The 14,247-nt window shown below is 44.2% G+C and carries 13 protein-coding genes; 10 read left to right on the forward strand and 3 right to left on the reverse strand.

Features of this window, described 5'->3' with window-relative positions; genetic code table 11:
• The first annotated feature begins 30 nt into the window (after positions 1–30).
• The 10 genes from metG (at position 31) to ACMUMQ_RS05405 (ending at position 11,824) form a co-directional block, all read left to right on the forward strand.
• Positions 31–2,076: a methionine--tRNA ligase gene (metG, locus tag ACMUMQ_RS05360; RefSeq protein WP_414680978.1), complete on the forward strand. Its 2,046-nt coding sequence runs from the start codon at positions 31–33 to the stop codon at positions 2,074–2,076.
• A 275-nt stretch (positions 2,077–2,351) separates the two neighbouring features.
• Positions 2,352–2,933 carry an electron transport complex subunit RsxA gene (rsxA, locus tag ACMUMQ_RS05365; protein WP_414680979.1) on the forward strand — a complete coding sequence of 194 codons (582 nt, stop codon included), beginning with the start codon at positions 2,352–2,354 and terminating at the stop codon, positions 2,931–2,933.
• 8 nt (positions 2,934–2,941) lie between these two features.
• Entirely contained in the window at positions 2,942–3,538 is a 597-nt protein-coding gene (rsxB, locus tag ACMUMQ_RS05370; RefSeq protein WP_414680980.1) for an electron transport complex subunit RsxB, read from the forward strand.
• The gene (gene rsxC, locus ACMUMQ_RS05375) at positions 3,538–6,654 is read left to right on the forward strand and encodes an electron transport complex subunit RsxC (RefSeq protein ID WP_414680981.1); all 3,117 of its coding nucleotides are present in this window, start codon (positions 3,538–3,540) and stop codon (positions 6,652–6,654) included. Before rsxB ends, rsxC begins: the two co-directional genes overlap by 1 nt.
• A complete protein-coding gene (gene rsxD / locus ACMUMQ_RS05380) occupies positions 6,655–7,713 on the forward strand; it encodes an electron transport complex subunit RsxD (RefSeq protein WP_414680982.1) in 1,059 nt (352 codons plus the stop codon).
• Positions 7,713–8,330 carry an electron transport complex subunit RsxG gene (gene rsxG, locus ACMUMQ_RS05385; RefSeq protein WP_414680983.1) on the forward strand — a complete coding sequence of 206 codons (618 nt, stop codon included), beginning with the start codon at positions 7,713–7,715 and terminating at the stop codon, positions 8,328–8,330. Before rsxD ends, rsxG begins: the two co-directional genes overlap by 1 nt.
• 9 nt (positions 8,331–8,339) lie before the next feature.
• Positions 8,340–9,098 (forward strand): electron transport complex subunit E, encoded by a 759-nt coding sequence (gene rsxE, locus ACMUMQ_RS05390; protein ID WP_414680984.1) that lies wholly within the window; start codon positions 8,340–8,342, stop codon positions 9,096–9,098.
• Positions 9,099–9,127: 29 nt separating this feature from the next.
• Entirely contained in the window at positions 9,128–9,763 is a 636-nt protein-coding gene (gene nth / locus ACMUMQ_RS05395; RefSeq protein WP_414680985.1) for an endonuclease III, read from the forward strand.
• A gap of 174 nt (positions 9,764–9,937) precedes the next feature.
• Positions 9,938–11,275 carry an omega-aminotransferase AptA gene (aptA, locus tag ACMUMQ_RS05400; protein ID WP_414680986.1) on the forward strand — a complete coding sequence of 446 codons (1,338 nt, stop codon included), beginning with the start codon at positions 9,938–9,940 and terminating at the stop codon, positions 11,273–11,275.
• A gap of 222 nt (positions 11,276–11,497) precedes the next feature.
• Positions 11,498–11,824, forward strand: coding sequence for a hypothetical protein (locus tag ACMUMQ_RS05405; protein ID WP_414680987.1), 327 nt, complete (start codon positions 11,498–11,500; stop codon positions 11,822–11,824).
• Positions 11,825–11,904: 80 nt separating this feature from the next.
• Here the strand turns inward: ACMUMQ_RS05405 and ACMUMQ_RS05410 are convergent, their stop codons facing one another.
• The 3 genes from ACMUMQ_RS05410 to ACMUMQ_RS05420 form a co-directional block, all read right to left on the reverse strand.
• Complete coding sequence (locus tag ACMUMQ_RS05410; RefSeq protein ID WP_414680988.1) at positions 11,905–12,174, reverse strand: RNA recognition motif domain-containing protein; 270 nt, start codon at positions 12,172–12,174, stop codon at positions 11,905–11,907.
• Positions 12,175–12,310: 136 nt separating this feature from the next.
• Entirely contained in the window at positions 12,311–13,252 is a 942-nt protein-coding gene (locus ACMUMQ_RS05415) for a nucleoside hydrolase (protein ID WP_414680989.1), read from the reverse strand.
• A gap of 55 nt (positions 13,253–13,307) precedes the next feature.
• Complete coding sequence (locus ACMUMQ_RS05420) at positions 13,308–14,201, reverse strand: ribokinase (RefSeq protein ID WP_414680990.1); 894 nt, start codon at positions 14,199–14,201, stop codon at positions 13,308–13,310.
• Positions 14,202–14,247 lie beyond the last annotated feature (46 nt).

Below are 14,247 nucleotides of genomic sequence, written 5' to 3' on the forward strand. Positions count from 1 at the left end.
ACCTTTTTTAATCCAGCAGGCTTATCAAAAATGGCACAAACGCAACGCAAAATATTAGTTACCAGCGCGCTTCCTTATGCAAATGGCCCTATCCACCTTGGCCATATGATTGAACACATCCAAACGGATATTTGGGTACGCTTTCAAAAAATGCGCGGTCACATGTGTACAGCTGTTTGTGCCGATGATGCTCATGGTACCGCCATCATGATCAAAGCTGACCAAAACGGCATCACGCCAGAAGAGCTAATCGACGGTGTTCGCCAAGAACACATGGCGGATTTTAACGACTTCTTAATTGGTTACGATAACTACCACTCCACACACTCGGAAGAAAACCGTGAGATATCTTCAAGCATTTATAAAGCCTTGAGAGAAAACGGTAAGATTTCTGTTCGTTCCATTAAGCAAGCTTACGACCCTGAAAAAGAAATGTTCCTTGCCGATCGTTTCGTAAAAGGAACTTGCCCTAAGTGTAAAGCAGAAGATCAATACGGCGATAACTGTGAAGTGTGTTCTGCCACTTATAGCCCGATGGAAATGATCAACCCACGCTCTGTGTATTCTGGCGCTACACCAATTGAAAAAGAATCAGAACATTACTTTTTCAAACTGCCAGACTTCCAAGACTTCTTAGCGAAATGGACACGCAGTGGCACCTTGCAAGATCAAGTCGCCAACAAACTTTCAGAGTGGTTAGATTCTGGCCTACAAGAATGGGACATCAGCCGTGATGCTCCTTACTTTGGTTTTGAAATCCCAGATGCGCCAGGCAAATACTTCTACGTTTGGCTGGATGCTCCTATCGGCTATATGGCCAGCTTCCAAAACTTATGTGACCGTACAGAAGGCCTAAACTTCGACGATTACTGGGCGAAAGATTCTGATGCTGAGCTGTACCACTTCATCGGTAAAGACATCATTAACTTCCATGCTTTATTCTGGCCTGCGATGTTAGATTGCGCTGGTTACCGTACACCAACTAAGGTGAATGCCCATGGATTTGTGACCGTTGATGGCAAGAAAATGTCCAAATCTCGCGGCACTTTCATTAAGGCTCGCACTTATTTGAACCACCTTGATCCACAATACTTACGCTACTACTTTGCAGCAAAATTAAACTCAAGCGTGGATGACATCGATTTAAATTTAGAAGACTTCATCCAACGAGTGAATTCAGACGTAGTAGGTAAAGTTGTTAACATCGCTAGCCGCACAGCCAGCTTCATCACGAAAAAGTTTGACGGACAATTAGCAGCGCAAGTAAGCGAAGAAGCCATGATTCAATCTTTCATTGATGCGGGCGACCTGATTGCTGAGCACTTTGAAAGCCGTGAATACGGTAAAGCAGTTCGTGAAATTATGCGTCTTGCAGATATTGCCAATACCTATATTGCTGAACAAGCGCCATGGGTATTAGCGAAAGATGAATCGACTTTACCTAAGGTTCAAGAAGTTTGTACTGTTGCCTTAAACCTATTTAGTATTTTGGCAACTTACTTAAAACCAGTAATGCCAAGCTTGGTTGCCGATGCAGAAGCCTTCTTGAACAAAGAACTTACATGGGACAACCGAAGCGAGCTTTTGTTTGGCAACAAGGTAAACACCTTCAAGCCTCTTATCGGTCGCATCGATCAAAAACAAATCGACGCCATGATCGAAGAAGGCAAAGTTGAAGCGGAAGCCGCTGCACAAGCAACCGCTCAGGCGAGCCAAGTAGAAACAGAACTCAGCAAAGAACCTATTGAAGCAGAAATCAATTTTGATGATTTCGCGAAAGTAGATCTTCGTATTGCATTGATTGCAAAAGCAGAGCACGTTGAAAAAGCCAATAAGCTATTAAAACTGACTTTGGATATTGGTGGTGAAACACGCACTGTATTTTCTGGTATTAAGTCAGCTTATAAGCCAGAAGATTTAGAAGGCAAATTAACCGTGATGGTTGCTAACCTAGCGCCTCGTAAAATGAAGTTTGGTTTGTCTGAAGGCATGGTATTAGCAGCAGGCCCTGGTGGTGAAGAAATTTACCTGCTTGAGCCTCACAGCGGTGCCAAGCCTGGCCAGCGTGTCATGTAAGATCAGCGCTGATCTGCTCTCTATTGCTTGGCTTATTGGAAATTAACACTCTAAATAAGAAGAGTTCTTAATAAGCTAAGCAATAGAATTTTCAATTCAATATAAACTCTATTTATATAAGTCTAGCTTATTATCTATATACTTAATCAGACTAAAAATGCAGCACTTTTAGCTTTGTTAGTTATAAGCAGATTGGTATAGTTACGCCATTAAAGATACATCTATAAACTCGTATCTATACTATTCAATTCACCATATATTTTTTTGGACGTGAGATGACTGAATATCTCTTGATACTAGTCAGTACCATACTGGTTAACAATTTTGTCTTAGTACAGTTTTTAGGACTTTGCCCTTTTATGGGCGTGTCTGGCAAACTGGAGACCTCTATTGGCATGGCAATGGCCACAACCTTTGTATTGACTCTGTCGAGCCTATGTAGCTATCTCACTTTCACTTATATTCTCCAGCCATTTGGCCTTGAATACTTGCAAACCATCTCCTTTATTTTGGTGATTGCCGTTGTGGTTCAGTTCACTGAAATGGTGGTGCGAAAAACCAGTCCTTTGCTTTATCGCGTTTTGGGGATCTTCTTGCCTCTTATTACAACAAACTGCGCAGTATTGGGTGTGGCATTGCAAAACATCAGCAAACAAAACGGCTTCGTCGAATCCATTCTTTATGGTTTCGGGGCAGCGGTCGGCTTCTCTTTTGTCTTGATTCTATTCTCTGCCATGCGCGAACGTATCAACGTGGCTGATGTACCTGTTGCTTTTAAAGGCTCTGCGATCGGCATGATCACGGCAGGACTTATGGCGCTTGCTTTCATGGGCTTCACCGCCCTTGTACAGATTTAGGAGCCATCATGTTAACTGTTTTACTTGCCATTGGTGTGTTGGTTCTTTTATCGCTTATTTTCGGTGCAATTCTAGGTTATGCCAACGTCCGCTTCCATGTGGAAGGCGACCCAATTGTTGATCAGATCGATGCGCTTTTGCCACAAACCCAATGTGGTCAATGTGGCCATCCTGGTTGCCGCCCTTATGCCGAAGCCATTGCCAATGGTGAAGCCATTAACCATTGCCCTCCTGGTGGACAAGCCACGATTCAAGCCTTGGCGGATCTTTTAGACGTAGAAGCCATTCCTTTGGACGGCGACCACGGAGAAGAAACAGCAACCAAAGTCGCCGTGATTCGTGAAGACGAATGTATTGGCTGTACTAAATGTATTCAAGCTTGCCCAGTAGACGCTATTTTGGGCGCAGCAAAGCAAATGCACACCGTCATTTCGGACGAATGTACGGGTTGTGACCTTTGTGTTGAACCTTGTCCAGTAGATTGTATTGATATGGTAGAAGTTGGCGTGACAGCAAAAACATGGTCTTGGGATAAACCTCAGGGTATTGCAGCAAGCTCATTGAGCATTATTGCAACTGACCGTCAGTCGGAGGTTGTTCACTAATGGCGACAGCAAGCACAACATCTGCAAACATTTTTTCGTTTCACGGCGGCATTCACCCAGCCGAAAACAAAGTGCAATCTTTGCAACTTCCTTTGGGTCGTCCAAGCCTACCAAATGAGCTGATTTTACCTTTAGGTCAGCATATTGGTCAGGCATCACGTCCTGTTGTGGCGGTTGGGGATTATGTTTTAAAAGGCCAGACGATTGCCGTTAATAATGGTTTTTTAAGCAGCCATCTACACGCGCCAACTTCTGGCACCATTGCGGACATTGAAGAACGTGCAATCGCTCACCCTTCTGGCTTAAGCGATCTGTGCATGGTGATTTTTCCAGATCATAAAGATCAATGGATAGAACGCACGCCATTGGAAGATTGGCAAGCAAAACCTGCGACAGAAATCCTTGAATACCTAGCCAATATGGGCATTGTAGGGATGGGCGGCGCTGGTTTCCCAACCCAAGTGAAGCTACAAGGTGCACATAAAAACGCGCTAAAGTATTTCATCATTAATGCGGCAGAGTGCGAACCTTACATCACAGCCGATGACATGCTGATCAGAGAAAAGACTCAAGAGCTTATTTCTGGCATCGAAGTTTTGCAGCATATTGTGAACGCAGAACAAGTTATTATCGGTATTGAAGACAACAAGCCAACCGCCATTGCTGCACTTAATGCTTTATTGAGTGAACAAAACAGCAGCATCCAAGTAGCTGTTGTGCCAACAAAATACCCTTCTGGCGGCGAAAAACAGCTTATCCAACTATTAACAGGCCAAGAAGTTCCAAGTGGACAATACCCTGCTGATATTGGTGTTTTATGTCAAAATGTCGGTACATGTGTCGCGGTTCACGACGCTATTTTCCACGGCCAACCCTTGATTTCACGATTCACCACACTAACAGGTGACGCGCTAAAAGCACCTCAGAACGTTGAAGTGTTATTGGGAACACCTGTGACTCATTTATTAGAGTACGCAGAATCCCAACCAAATAACCTTCACAGACTTGTGATGGGTGGCCCAATGATGGGTTACACGCTGGACTCTGCTGCTGTTCCTATCGTGAAAACCAGCAACTGTATTTTGGCTGCGACAAAAGAAGAACTGCCGCCACCAGCGCCAGAACAAGCTTGTATTCGTTGTGGTATGTGTGAACAGGCTTGCCCAGCGAGCTTGTTACCACAGCAATTGCTTTGGTTCAGCAAAAGCCAAGAGCATGAAAAAGCCGAACACTACAATCTGTTTGATTGCATCGAATGTGGCGCTTGTTCTTACGTTTGTCCAAGTAGCATTCCTTTGGTTCAGTACTACCGCCACACGAAAAGTGCCATTCGAGAAGCCCGCGAAGCCAATGTGAAATCTGATTTAGCGAAACAGCGCTTTGAAGCTCGTAAAGCTCGCCAAGAAGCTGAAGCCGCTGAAAAAGAAGCGAAGCGCCTTGCTCGTCAAAAAGCATCGTCAGCGAAACCTGCGGTGAAAACCGCTGCGCCTAAGGCTGCTCCAAGTGCGCCTTCTGCAACACCAGGCATCAGTGACGAAGCTAAAAAGTTAAAAGTAGACATTGCTATTGGCAAAACAAAACTGAAGAAAGCTCAGAAGCTACTGCTTGAAGCTCAAGAAAATGAGCACCTAGAAGACATCAAGTCACTACAACTGAAGGTGACAGAGCAAGAAACACAGCTTGCGTCATTAGAAGATCAGCTGAGCAAACTGACACCTGCGGCTGCTCCAGCGAAAGCCGAGGCAAAACCAGCTGTTAGTGATGAGTTGAAAAAGGCAAAAGTAGATGTTGCTCTCATTGGTGTAAAGCTGAAAAAGCTGAATAAGCAATTAGAAGAAACGCCTGATGACCAAGAGCTAAAAGAGAAAGCAGCTGGCTTGGAAGCGGATCTAAAAACCGCACAAGCGACAGTTGAAAAACTAAGCACTGACTCAGCAGCATCACCTTCTCCTGCGGCCGCACCAAAAGCAGCCATCAATGACGAGCTGAAAAAGTTAAAAATCGATGCCGCTATCGCCAAAGCCGCAGTCAAGAAAGTCGAAAAGGCACTGAAGAAAGCGGAAGAAATTCAGGCGCCAGAAGTGGATGCGATTCGTCAACAGCTGAAAGAAGCTCAACAAAGAGCAGATGAATTAGAAAAAGCGTTAGCAAATCCACAAGCGACCAACACTAACTCTGCACCAGCGCCAAGCAGCCCAAATGCTGACGTAGAAAAGAAACGTAAGATTGATTTAGCCATCGCCAAAGCAGGTATCAAGAAAGCCGAAAAGAACATCGCTCTCTTGAAAGAGCAAGGCAAAGATGACGCAGAAATAGACGCATCAGAATGGCCGAAGAAGCTAGCGGAAGCACAAGAAAAACTGGCAGCGCTTGAGAACGAATCTGCACCAGCGGCAGTTGTGGAAGCGAAAGCAGAAGTCACCGCACCTGCAAATGCGGATGCAGAGAAGAAACGCAAGATCGACTTAGCCATTGCCAAAGCGGGTATCAAGAAAGCCGAAAAGAATATCGCGCTCTTGAAAGAACAAGGCAAAGACGACGCTGAAATAGACGCATCGGAATGGCCGAAGAAGCTAGCGGAAGCACAAGAAAAACTAGCAGCGCTTGAGAATGAATCTGCACCAGCGCCAGCTGTGGAAGCGAAAGCAGAAGTCGCGGCACCTACAAACGCGGATGCCGACAAGAAACGCAAGATCGACTTAGCCATCGCCAAAGCGAGCATCAAGAAAGCTGAAAAGAACATCGCTCTCTTGAAAGAACAAGGTAAAGACGACACTGAAATAGACGCATCGGAATGGCCGAAAAAGCTAGCGGAAGCACAAGAAAAGCTTACTGCACTGGAATCGAACGATGATAACTTGTCGACAGAGAAAAACGCTGAGAAATCTCCAGAGCCCAAAATAGCCCAAAGCCCTGCTGATTTGGCTGGTCAAATAAAACAGCAAAAAATTGCGGCTGCATTAGCAAAAGCACAAATCAATAAGCTAACTAAGCGTCTAGACAATGAGCCAGAAGCCGCTGACAGTATTCAGCAAGAAATCGCGGCCACACGTCAAAAGCAACAAGACGCGGAAGCTTTATTAGCAAAACTTACTCATTCGCAAGAGAGTCTCTAAATGGCATTATTGAGGATTTCATCACCCCACACTCAACGTGCAGGACATCGCACTTCTTGGGTTATGCAGATGGTGATCTTAGCGACCATTCCTGGTATCGCAGTACAAACTTGGCTATTCGGTTGGGGAACGTTAATCAACCTAATGATTGCGAGTATCGCCGCATTAGCTTGTGAAGCGGCTATTTTGTCGATCCGTCGCCGTTCTGTTGCTTTCTTTCTAAAAGATTACAGCGCCCTACTCACTGCAGTTTTACTGGGTGTCGCTTTGCCGCCAACTGTGCCTTGGTGGGTAACAGTAACCGCTGTCGGCTTCGCGATTATTTTTGCGAAACAGCTTTATGGCGGCTTGGGCAACAATCCTTTTAATCCAGCGATGGTGGGTTATGCCATCGTACTTGTGTCGTTTCCTGTACCGATGAGCCAATGGCTGGGCGTTCAATCCATTGTCGCATCTGGTGAAAGCCTGTCTTTCTTACAAAGCTTACAAGCTATTTTCCATCACTTACCCAATGTAGATGGTTACACAATGGCGACGCCGTTAGATGGCTTCAAGAATAAAGATTTGCTTGATAGCGCAACAGCATTCCAAACCATTGAAGCGCTGCAGAGCGCTAACCTTAATAGCTGGTTGTGGGTCAATATGGCTTACCTAGTTGGCGGACTTGGCTTGCTTTGGTTGCGCATTATTACTTGGCACACGCCTGTTGCCGTTTTAGGTGCTTTGCTTGTCATGGCTGGCATCTTCCACTTGTTTGACATGAGCAACACAGCAACACCACTGTTTCACCTGACAACAGGTGCTGCTATGTTTGGTGCCTTTTTTATCGCCACAGACCCTGTCTCTTCTTGCACCAGTAATCGTGGTAAATTGATTTATGGCGCTGGCATTGGCATCTTAATTTACATTATCCGTACTTGGGGCGGTTACCCAGATGGTGTGGCCTTTGCGGTACTGCTAATGAACTTCTCTGCGCCGCTGATTGACTACTACACTCAACCTCGTACTTATGGTCACAAAAAGGCCAAAAAAGGCTTGAAGATAGGAGAAGATAACTAATGGAATTATTAGCCTCTATCCGTCGTAATAGTCTTGGCCTGGGCATCTTTGCGGTGTTAACTGCTGGACTTATTGCTCTGACTCATCAGTTCACTAAAGGCACCATTAAAGACAATATATTGAATGCGCAAATCTCAGCCTTCAACGAAATTTTGCCTGCTGAATTATACGATAACGACTTAACAACAGACGTTGCGACCTTACCTTCAGATCCATTACTCGGCAGCCCAGAAGGGATCAAAATCCATATCGCCCGTAAAGATGGCGATGTCACTGGAATCATCTTTGAAACCATTGCTCCAAGTGGTTACAACGGCAATTTGGATTTGCTCGTTGCCATCGATAAAAACGGCGTAGTAACTGGCAGCCGCGTGATTAGTCATAAAGAAACACCAGGTTTAGGTGACAAGGTTGATTTAAAAAAATCCAATTGGATCTTAAGCTTTGCAAACACTTCCTTGTCCAATCCAACAATTGAAGGTTGGGCAGTGAAAAAAGATGGCGGTGACTTCGATCAATTTACAGGTGCGACAATCACTCCTCGCGCTGTCGTTCGTGCCGTGAAGAATACTCTCGTATATTTTGAACAACATAAAGATGCGCTGTTAGCGCGTTAGGATAAAAAAATGAGCGCTGAAACAGACACAAGTGACGCGGTTGATAACAGCAAACCAAGCACAAACTACGCTGAAATCGTTTACAACGGCATCTGGAAAAATAACCCAGCCTTAGTGCAGCTATTGGGATTGTGTCCAATGCTTGCTGTAACCAGCACAGTGGTTAACGCTTTAGGCTTAGGATTGGCGACTTTAGTGGTATTGGTTGGCTCTAACGTTGCGGTTTCTTTGATTCGAAACTACGTTGCCGATGCAGTTCGCTTACCTGCCTTTGTGATGATTATTGCTTCTTTCACAACCTGCATCGAATTGATCATGCAGGCTTACACTTATGAGCTGTATCAGATTCTGGGGATTTTCATCCCTTTGATCGTGACAAACTGTGCAATTCTTGGCCGCGCGGACGCCTTTGCAAGCCGCAACCCAATTATACCGTCAGCATTAGATGGTTTAATGATGGGATTAGGTTTCGGAGTGATTCTTGTTGCACTTGGCGCAATGCGTGAGCTGATCGGACAAGGTACGTTATTCGCTGACATGCAATTGCTATTTGGTGATATCGCCATCAACTGGAAATGGGTGGTTTTTGATGATTACCCAAATGTTTTATTTGTGGTTTTACCGCCAGGTGCCTTCATTGGTTTAGGCTTGCTTATCGCCTTTAAGAATTACCTTGATGAGCGCGAAAAGCAACGCCTTGCCGCACAAAAAGCCAAAGACGGCCCAAGTGAATCCAAACGTGTTCGTGTGACTGGGCAAGTTAGCTAAAATCTGAACAGAACGAAAGGCAATTTCAGGTGAATAAAGAAAAGCGCTACGAGATTTTTTCCCGCTTACGAGCAGAAAATCCAAATCCTGTGACCGAGCTAGAATACAGCTCGCCTTTTGAGCTTTTAATTGCCGTCTTGTTTTCTGCCCAAGCCACAGACGTAAGTGTTAATAAAGCGACCAGAAAACTTTTTCCTGTCGCAAATACCCCAGAAAAAATGCTCGCATTAGGCGTAGATGGTTTAAAAAGCTACATTAAAACCATCGGGCTTTTTAATGCCAAAGCAGAAAACGCCATCAAAACCTGCAAAATTCTCATTGAAAAGCATAACAGTGTTGTTCCTGAAACCCGTGAAGAGCTAGAGGCCTTACCTGGTGTTGGCCGTAAAACCGCTAATGTGGTATTGAATACCGCGTTTCGACAAGTAGCTATGGCGGTGGATACTCACATCTTTCGCTTTGGTAATCGCACCAAAGTTGCTCCAGGTAAAAACGTCTTAGAAGTAGAAATGAAGCTGCTGAAATTCGTCCCTAAAGAGTTTCTTTTAGATGCGCATCACTGGATGATTTTGCACGGTCGTTACATTTGTGTAGCGCGTAAACCCAAATGTGACGCCTGCATTATTGAAGATCTTTGCGAGTTCAAAGAGAAGACATCAACCTAGTTCTTTATCTATTCTCCTCAGAATATCTCTTTACTTCTAGGTTAAATAACGCCCACTTAGTTAACTTAATCCTAATCTAAAATTAAATAAGCTCGAATTTAATAAACCTTTCTAGCTCGGCATTCTCTATTTATCGATTTTATTTCTGAGACCTTACTTTTAGAGAATGTCCTTATGAGCCATATTGCTAAATCCCGCTTAACTCAAGCTCAGCTTGATGCCCATTGGATGTCTTACACAGGCAACCGTCAGTTCAAAAAAGACCCGCGTATTATTTCGTCTGCGGCCGGTCATTACTACACAGACATTGAAGGTCGAAAGATTTTTGATGGCTTGTCCGGTCTTTGGACTTGCGGCTTAGGCCACAGTGTTCCTGCCATCAATGAAGCGGTTGCCGAGCAAGTAAAAACATTGGATTACTCTCCTGCATTTCAATTCGGCCATGAGAAGTCATTTCTGTTGGCGGAGCAAATCACACAATTTATGCCGGACGGTCTGAACCGTATCTTCTTCACAGGGTCTGGCTCTGAATCTGTCGATACTGCTTTAAAAGTCGCTCGAGCTTATTGGCGCAAGAAAGGCATGGGCACGAAAACCAAGTTCATCGGCCGTGCAAAGGGCTATCACGGTGCCGGCATTTCAGGCTTCAGTGTGGGTGGTATTCCAGCAAACCGTACTTTATACGGCCAAGGATTAGAATCTTATCACCTGCCTCACACTCAAGTTCCAGGTACAGAATTCACAAAAGGCATGTCTGAGTTTGGCAAAGAGCGTGCTGAAGATTTGCTGAACCTTATTACTCTGCATGACGCTTCCAACATTGCAGCAGTCATTGTTGAGCCTATGTCCGGTTCTGGCGGTGTTATTATCCCGCCACAAGGTTATTTAAAGCGCTTACGAGAAATCTGTGACCAACACAATATCCTGTTGATATTCGATGAAGTCATCACAGCTTTTGGGCGAATGGGGGCGAAAACAGGCTCTGAAGCATTTGGTGTCACGCCAGATGTTATCACCATGGCGAAACAGGTAACAAATGGCGTTATTCCAATGGGAGCTGTTGCCTTTAAACAAGAAATTTACGACACCTTCATGGACACTGGCGGCCCAGATTACATGCTCGAAATCCCTCACGGCTACACTTATGCCGCTCATCCAATTGCTTGCGCTGCAGGTCTCGCGTCTTTAGAGGAAATCAAAAAACAGGGGCTAATAGAACGTGTAAAAAACATGAGTGGATTTTGGGAAGACAGCGTTCATCAACTAAAGGACACAAGCCCTATTATCACCGACATTCGTAACTATGGCTTCGCAGCAGGCATTACCATTGCGCCAGTGGATAATGAGCCTGGTAAACGCCCTTTCCAAATTGCCATGGACATGTGGGACAAAGGTTATTACGTTCGCTATGGTGCTGACACGATTCAATTAGCACCGCCTTTCACAACGGAGCAATCAGAAATAGACAGCATGATGAATGCTCTTGGAGATTCCATTCAAAAGTTAGGTTAGACATTCAGACTAAAAAAGTAAGCCCATTTATCCATGGGCTTACTTTTAAATAAGAGCACTTTCCCTATCTATAACAAAGCCTTATATCAATTCAAAGCACCTTCATTTCCTTTATTTAAATTGGATTTAACTTCATTACACTCAATATTTTTTGCTCTATAATAATCCTCAGGAATACGCCACACGGTGTTGGATCTTCATCTAGGAAAGGATAAATAATCAGTGTCGATAACTCACTCTCCTTACGTTCGTTGCTTCTGGACTGGCTCTCTCTATTTAACGAATGGCATTGTCATGCCAATTCATTGCACTCATATTTCGACAAAGAAAATAGAGATAGAAGCACCAAATGGGTTACAAGGTTCTAAAATGGTGAAGTTGGAGTTAAACGCTATTCATGAAGGAAAGGTGGCAAAAATTAAAATATTGTGTGATCCACTGGCTGACATATTTAATGAGCACGACAAGCACTATATTAAATTGGCATTTCACACGATTTCAGACAAGGATGTGAGCTTTATTAAAGAGTTTGCTGATGCACACTCTTAGAAAAAGCTAACGATAAAACGACCGGCGAAAGAAATGAAAAAGGGCTATATGAATAGCCCTTTATTTCTATAAACTTCGCTTTATTCTTCGGTATCGCTTTTCGCTGCAGAGGCATCTTCCGCTTTTTTCACACGGATCTTAGCGCCATCTACTTCTTTACCATTTAGCGTTTTAATAGCGGCTTTTGCTTCGCCGACTTTTGGCATTTCAACGAAAGCAAAACCTTTTGACTCGCCTGTCTCTTTATCCATTACCAAGTTGCAAGATTGCAAAGTACCATGCACAGCGAATAGGCTTTTTAATTCATCTTCCGTCGTGTTTCGGGCAAGGTTTCTTACTAATAATTTCATTCATATCACTCTTTTTTGAATGACTGCTAAGCAGCCTCTTCATTCATAATTACAAAACACAATGTCGTGCAAAGGCTTCAATAAAAAAGGCATGAAACCAGGGTTCCATGCCTTTTGATAACGCAATTCTAATGGTTTAAGACAAGGTTGTCTCGAACAGTTTCAGCAATCGCTCACTGTCCACTTCCATACACACTTGCGTCATAGGAATATCATTCCAATGTGGTGTTGGGAAATCCATGCCTTCTGGTGCAAAAATGGTTTGGCCGATACCAATACCTTCGCAAGCAACACGAACCGCGCCTAATTCAACACCAAAGATGCTTGGGTCAATCACATAAGCAATCGTTGATGCATCATGGAAGTAGCAGCCATCCATATCAAAACGGCTGCTGTAGAAGTTAATATAATGCTGTGCACAGTCGTATAAGAAACCACCTTCGGTTGGATTTGCTTCTCGAATACGTTCTAGAATTGGGTTGTCTAATAGAACCTGATGAGTAACATCTAGGCCAATCATAGTAACCTGCCAAGCTGCTGTGAAAACTTTATCAGCCGCATGTGGGTCATTCATAATGTTCGCTTCAGCGACAGGTGAAACATTACCGTATTCAATCGCTGTACCACCCATTAATACGACTTCGTCAACTAGACTTGCCACTTCTGGGTCAAGTTCTAATGCTTCTGCCAAGTTACCCAAAGGTCCTAACGCAATAATAGTCACTTCACCCGGGTATTTACGTACAGTATCGACAATAAATTGCGCGGCACTTTTATCAACTGCTTTGCCTTTTGGTGCTGGCCAATCAATATTACCAAAGCCGTCTTTTCCATGTACAAAGTCTGGATGTGGACGAGGATCGATCACACTAGGAACGGATACACCTTGCGCAACAGGTACATCTACTTTTGCAATTTCTGTCAGTGTAATGGCATTTTGTGTCGCCAAATTTACTGGCACATTTCCGAACGTCGTTGTTAAACCTAATACTTCAAGTTGCGGTGCTTGGAAGGCAAAAAAGATTGCCATTGCATCATCGATGCCCGGATCTGTATCAATAATAATTTTACGAGCCATTTTAAAAGTCCTTAATCATTGTCTGTCATAAACGACTGAGTCGTTTGAGTCTGTATTAGTTATGAGTAGAAAGAAAGGCATCTACTTCACTGGAATCTGGGATAGCGACCATGGCGCCAATTCGAGTCACACACAGGGCTGAAGCCGCACAACCTCTTTGCATGGCTTTTTCTGTATCAGCACCAGATAAAATGGCTGACATTGTAAAACCAATAAAGGTATCGCCCGCCGCTGTTGTATCCTGCGCGTCCACTTTAAACGCCGGAACGTATAGGTTTTCACCACGATCAAAATAGCGCACACCATCACTGCCTAACGTCATCAGAACGGCTAATTCTGGGTATTGTTCTGGCAACGCTTTCGTCGCGGCGTCGATTGAATCTACGCCAGCTAAATCCATGGCTTCTACTTCGTTTACAATCAATAAAGTTACATAAGGTAGGGCGGCTTTGGTTAATTCGGCGTCCATTGGCGCTGGATTGAAAGCGACTTTTAAGCCTTTACTGTGCGCCTGCTGAATAATGTAATCAACAAGGTTGGTCTCGTTCTGCAATAGCACCCAATCGTCTTGCGAAGCTTGATCTAAAATACGGTCAATATTCGCTTTTTCAAAACAATGATTCGCACCTTGGTACAAAATAATCGAGTTTTCAGCTTCTTTGGTTAACTGAATAATCGCGTGGCCCGTTGGCGTATCAATAGACTCAACCAACTCAACATTCACACCGTATTCTTGCAATTGCCTCAAAATTAATCGGTCAACAGAGTGAATAGCACCAACGTGTTTCACCTCTGCGCCGGCTTTCGCCAATGCGACGGATTGGTTCGCTCCCTTTCCACCCAACAGACACTGGTAACTGTCTGACGCCATGGTTTCACCTGGGCGCACAAAATGGTCCAGTTGGTAAAGGTGATCTAAATTAATAGACCCAAAGTTATAAATTGTCATATTTTCCTCAGGGCTTACTTAAGAGTGAACCTATCGTTTACTGTGC

The sequence above is a fragment of the Marinomonas algae genome (genome assembly GCF_047525555.1).
Classification (GTDB): Bacteria; Pseudomonadota; Gammaproteobacteria; order Pseudomonadales; family Marinomonadaceae; genus Marinomonas.

Coding starts and splice junctions, on each gene's coding strand:
- metG (WP_414680978.1), top strand. CDS start 31: ATGGCACAAACGCAACGCAAAATATTAGTTACCAGCGCGCTTCCTTAT.
- rsxA (WP_414680979.1), top strand. CDS start 2,352: ATGACTGAATATCTCTTGATACTAGTCAGTACCATACTGGTTAACAAT.
- rsxB (WP_414680980.1), top strand. CDS start 2,942: ATGTTAACTGTTTTACTTGCCATTGGTGTGTTGGTTCTTTTATCGCTT.
- rsxC (WP_414680981.1), top strand. CDS start 3,538: ATGGCGACAGCAAGCACAACATCTGCAAACATTTTTTCGTTTCACGGC.
- rsxD (WP_414680982.1), top strand. CDS start 6,655: ATGGCATTATTGAGGATTTCATCACCCCACACTCAACGTGCAGGACAT.
- rsxG (WP_414680983.1), top strand. CDS start 7,713: ATGGAATTATTAGCCTCTATCCGTCGTAATAGTCTTGGCCTGGGCATC.
- rsxE (WP_414680984.1), top strand. CDS start 8,340: ATGAGCGCTGAAACAGACACAAGTGACGCGGTTGATAACAGCAAACCA.
- aptA (WP_414680986.1), top strand. CDS start 9,938: ATGAGCCATATTGCTAAATCCCGCTTAACTCAAGCTCAGCTTGATGCC.
- ACMUMQ_RS05410 (WP_414680988.1), bottom strand. CDS start 12,174: ATGAAATTATTAGTAAGAAACCTTGCCCGAAACACGACGGAAGATGAA.
- ACMUMQ_RS05415 (WP_414680989.1), bottom strand. CDS start 13,252: ATGGCTCGTAAAATTATTATTGATACAGATCCGGGCATCGATGATGCA.
- ACMUMQ_RS05420 (WP_414680990.1), bottom strand. CDS start 14,201: ATGACAATTTATAACTTTGGGTCTATTAATTTAGATCACCTTTACCAA.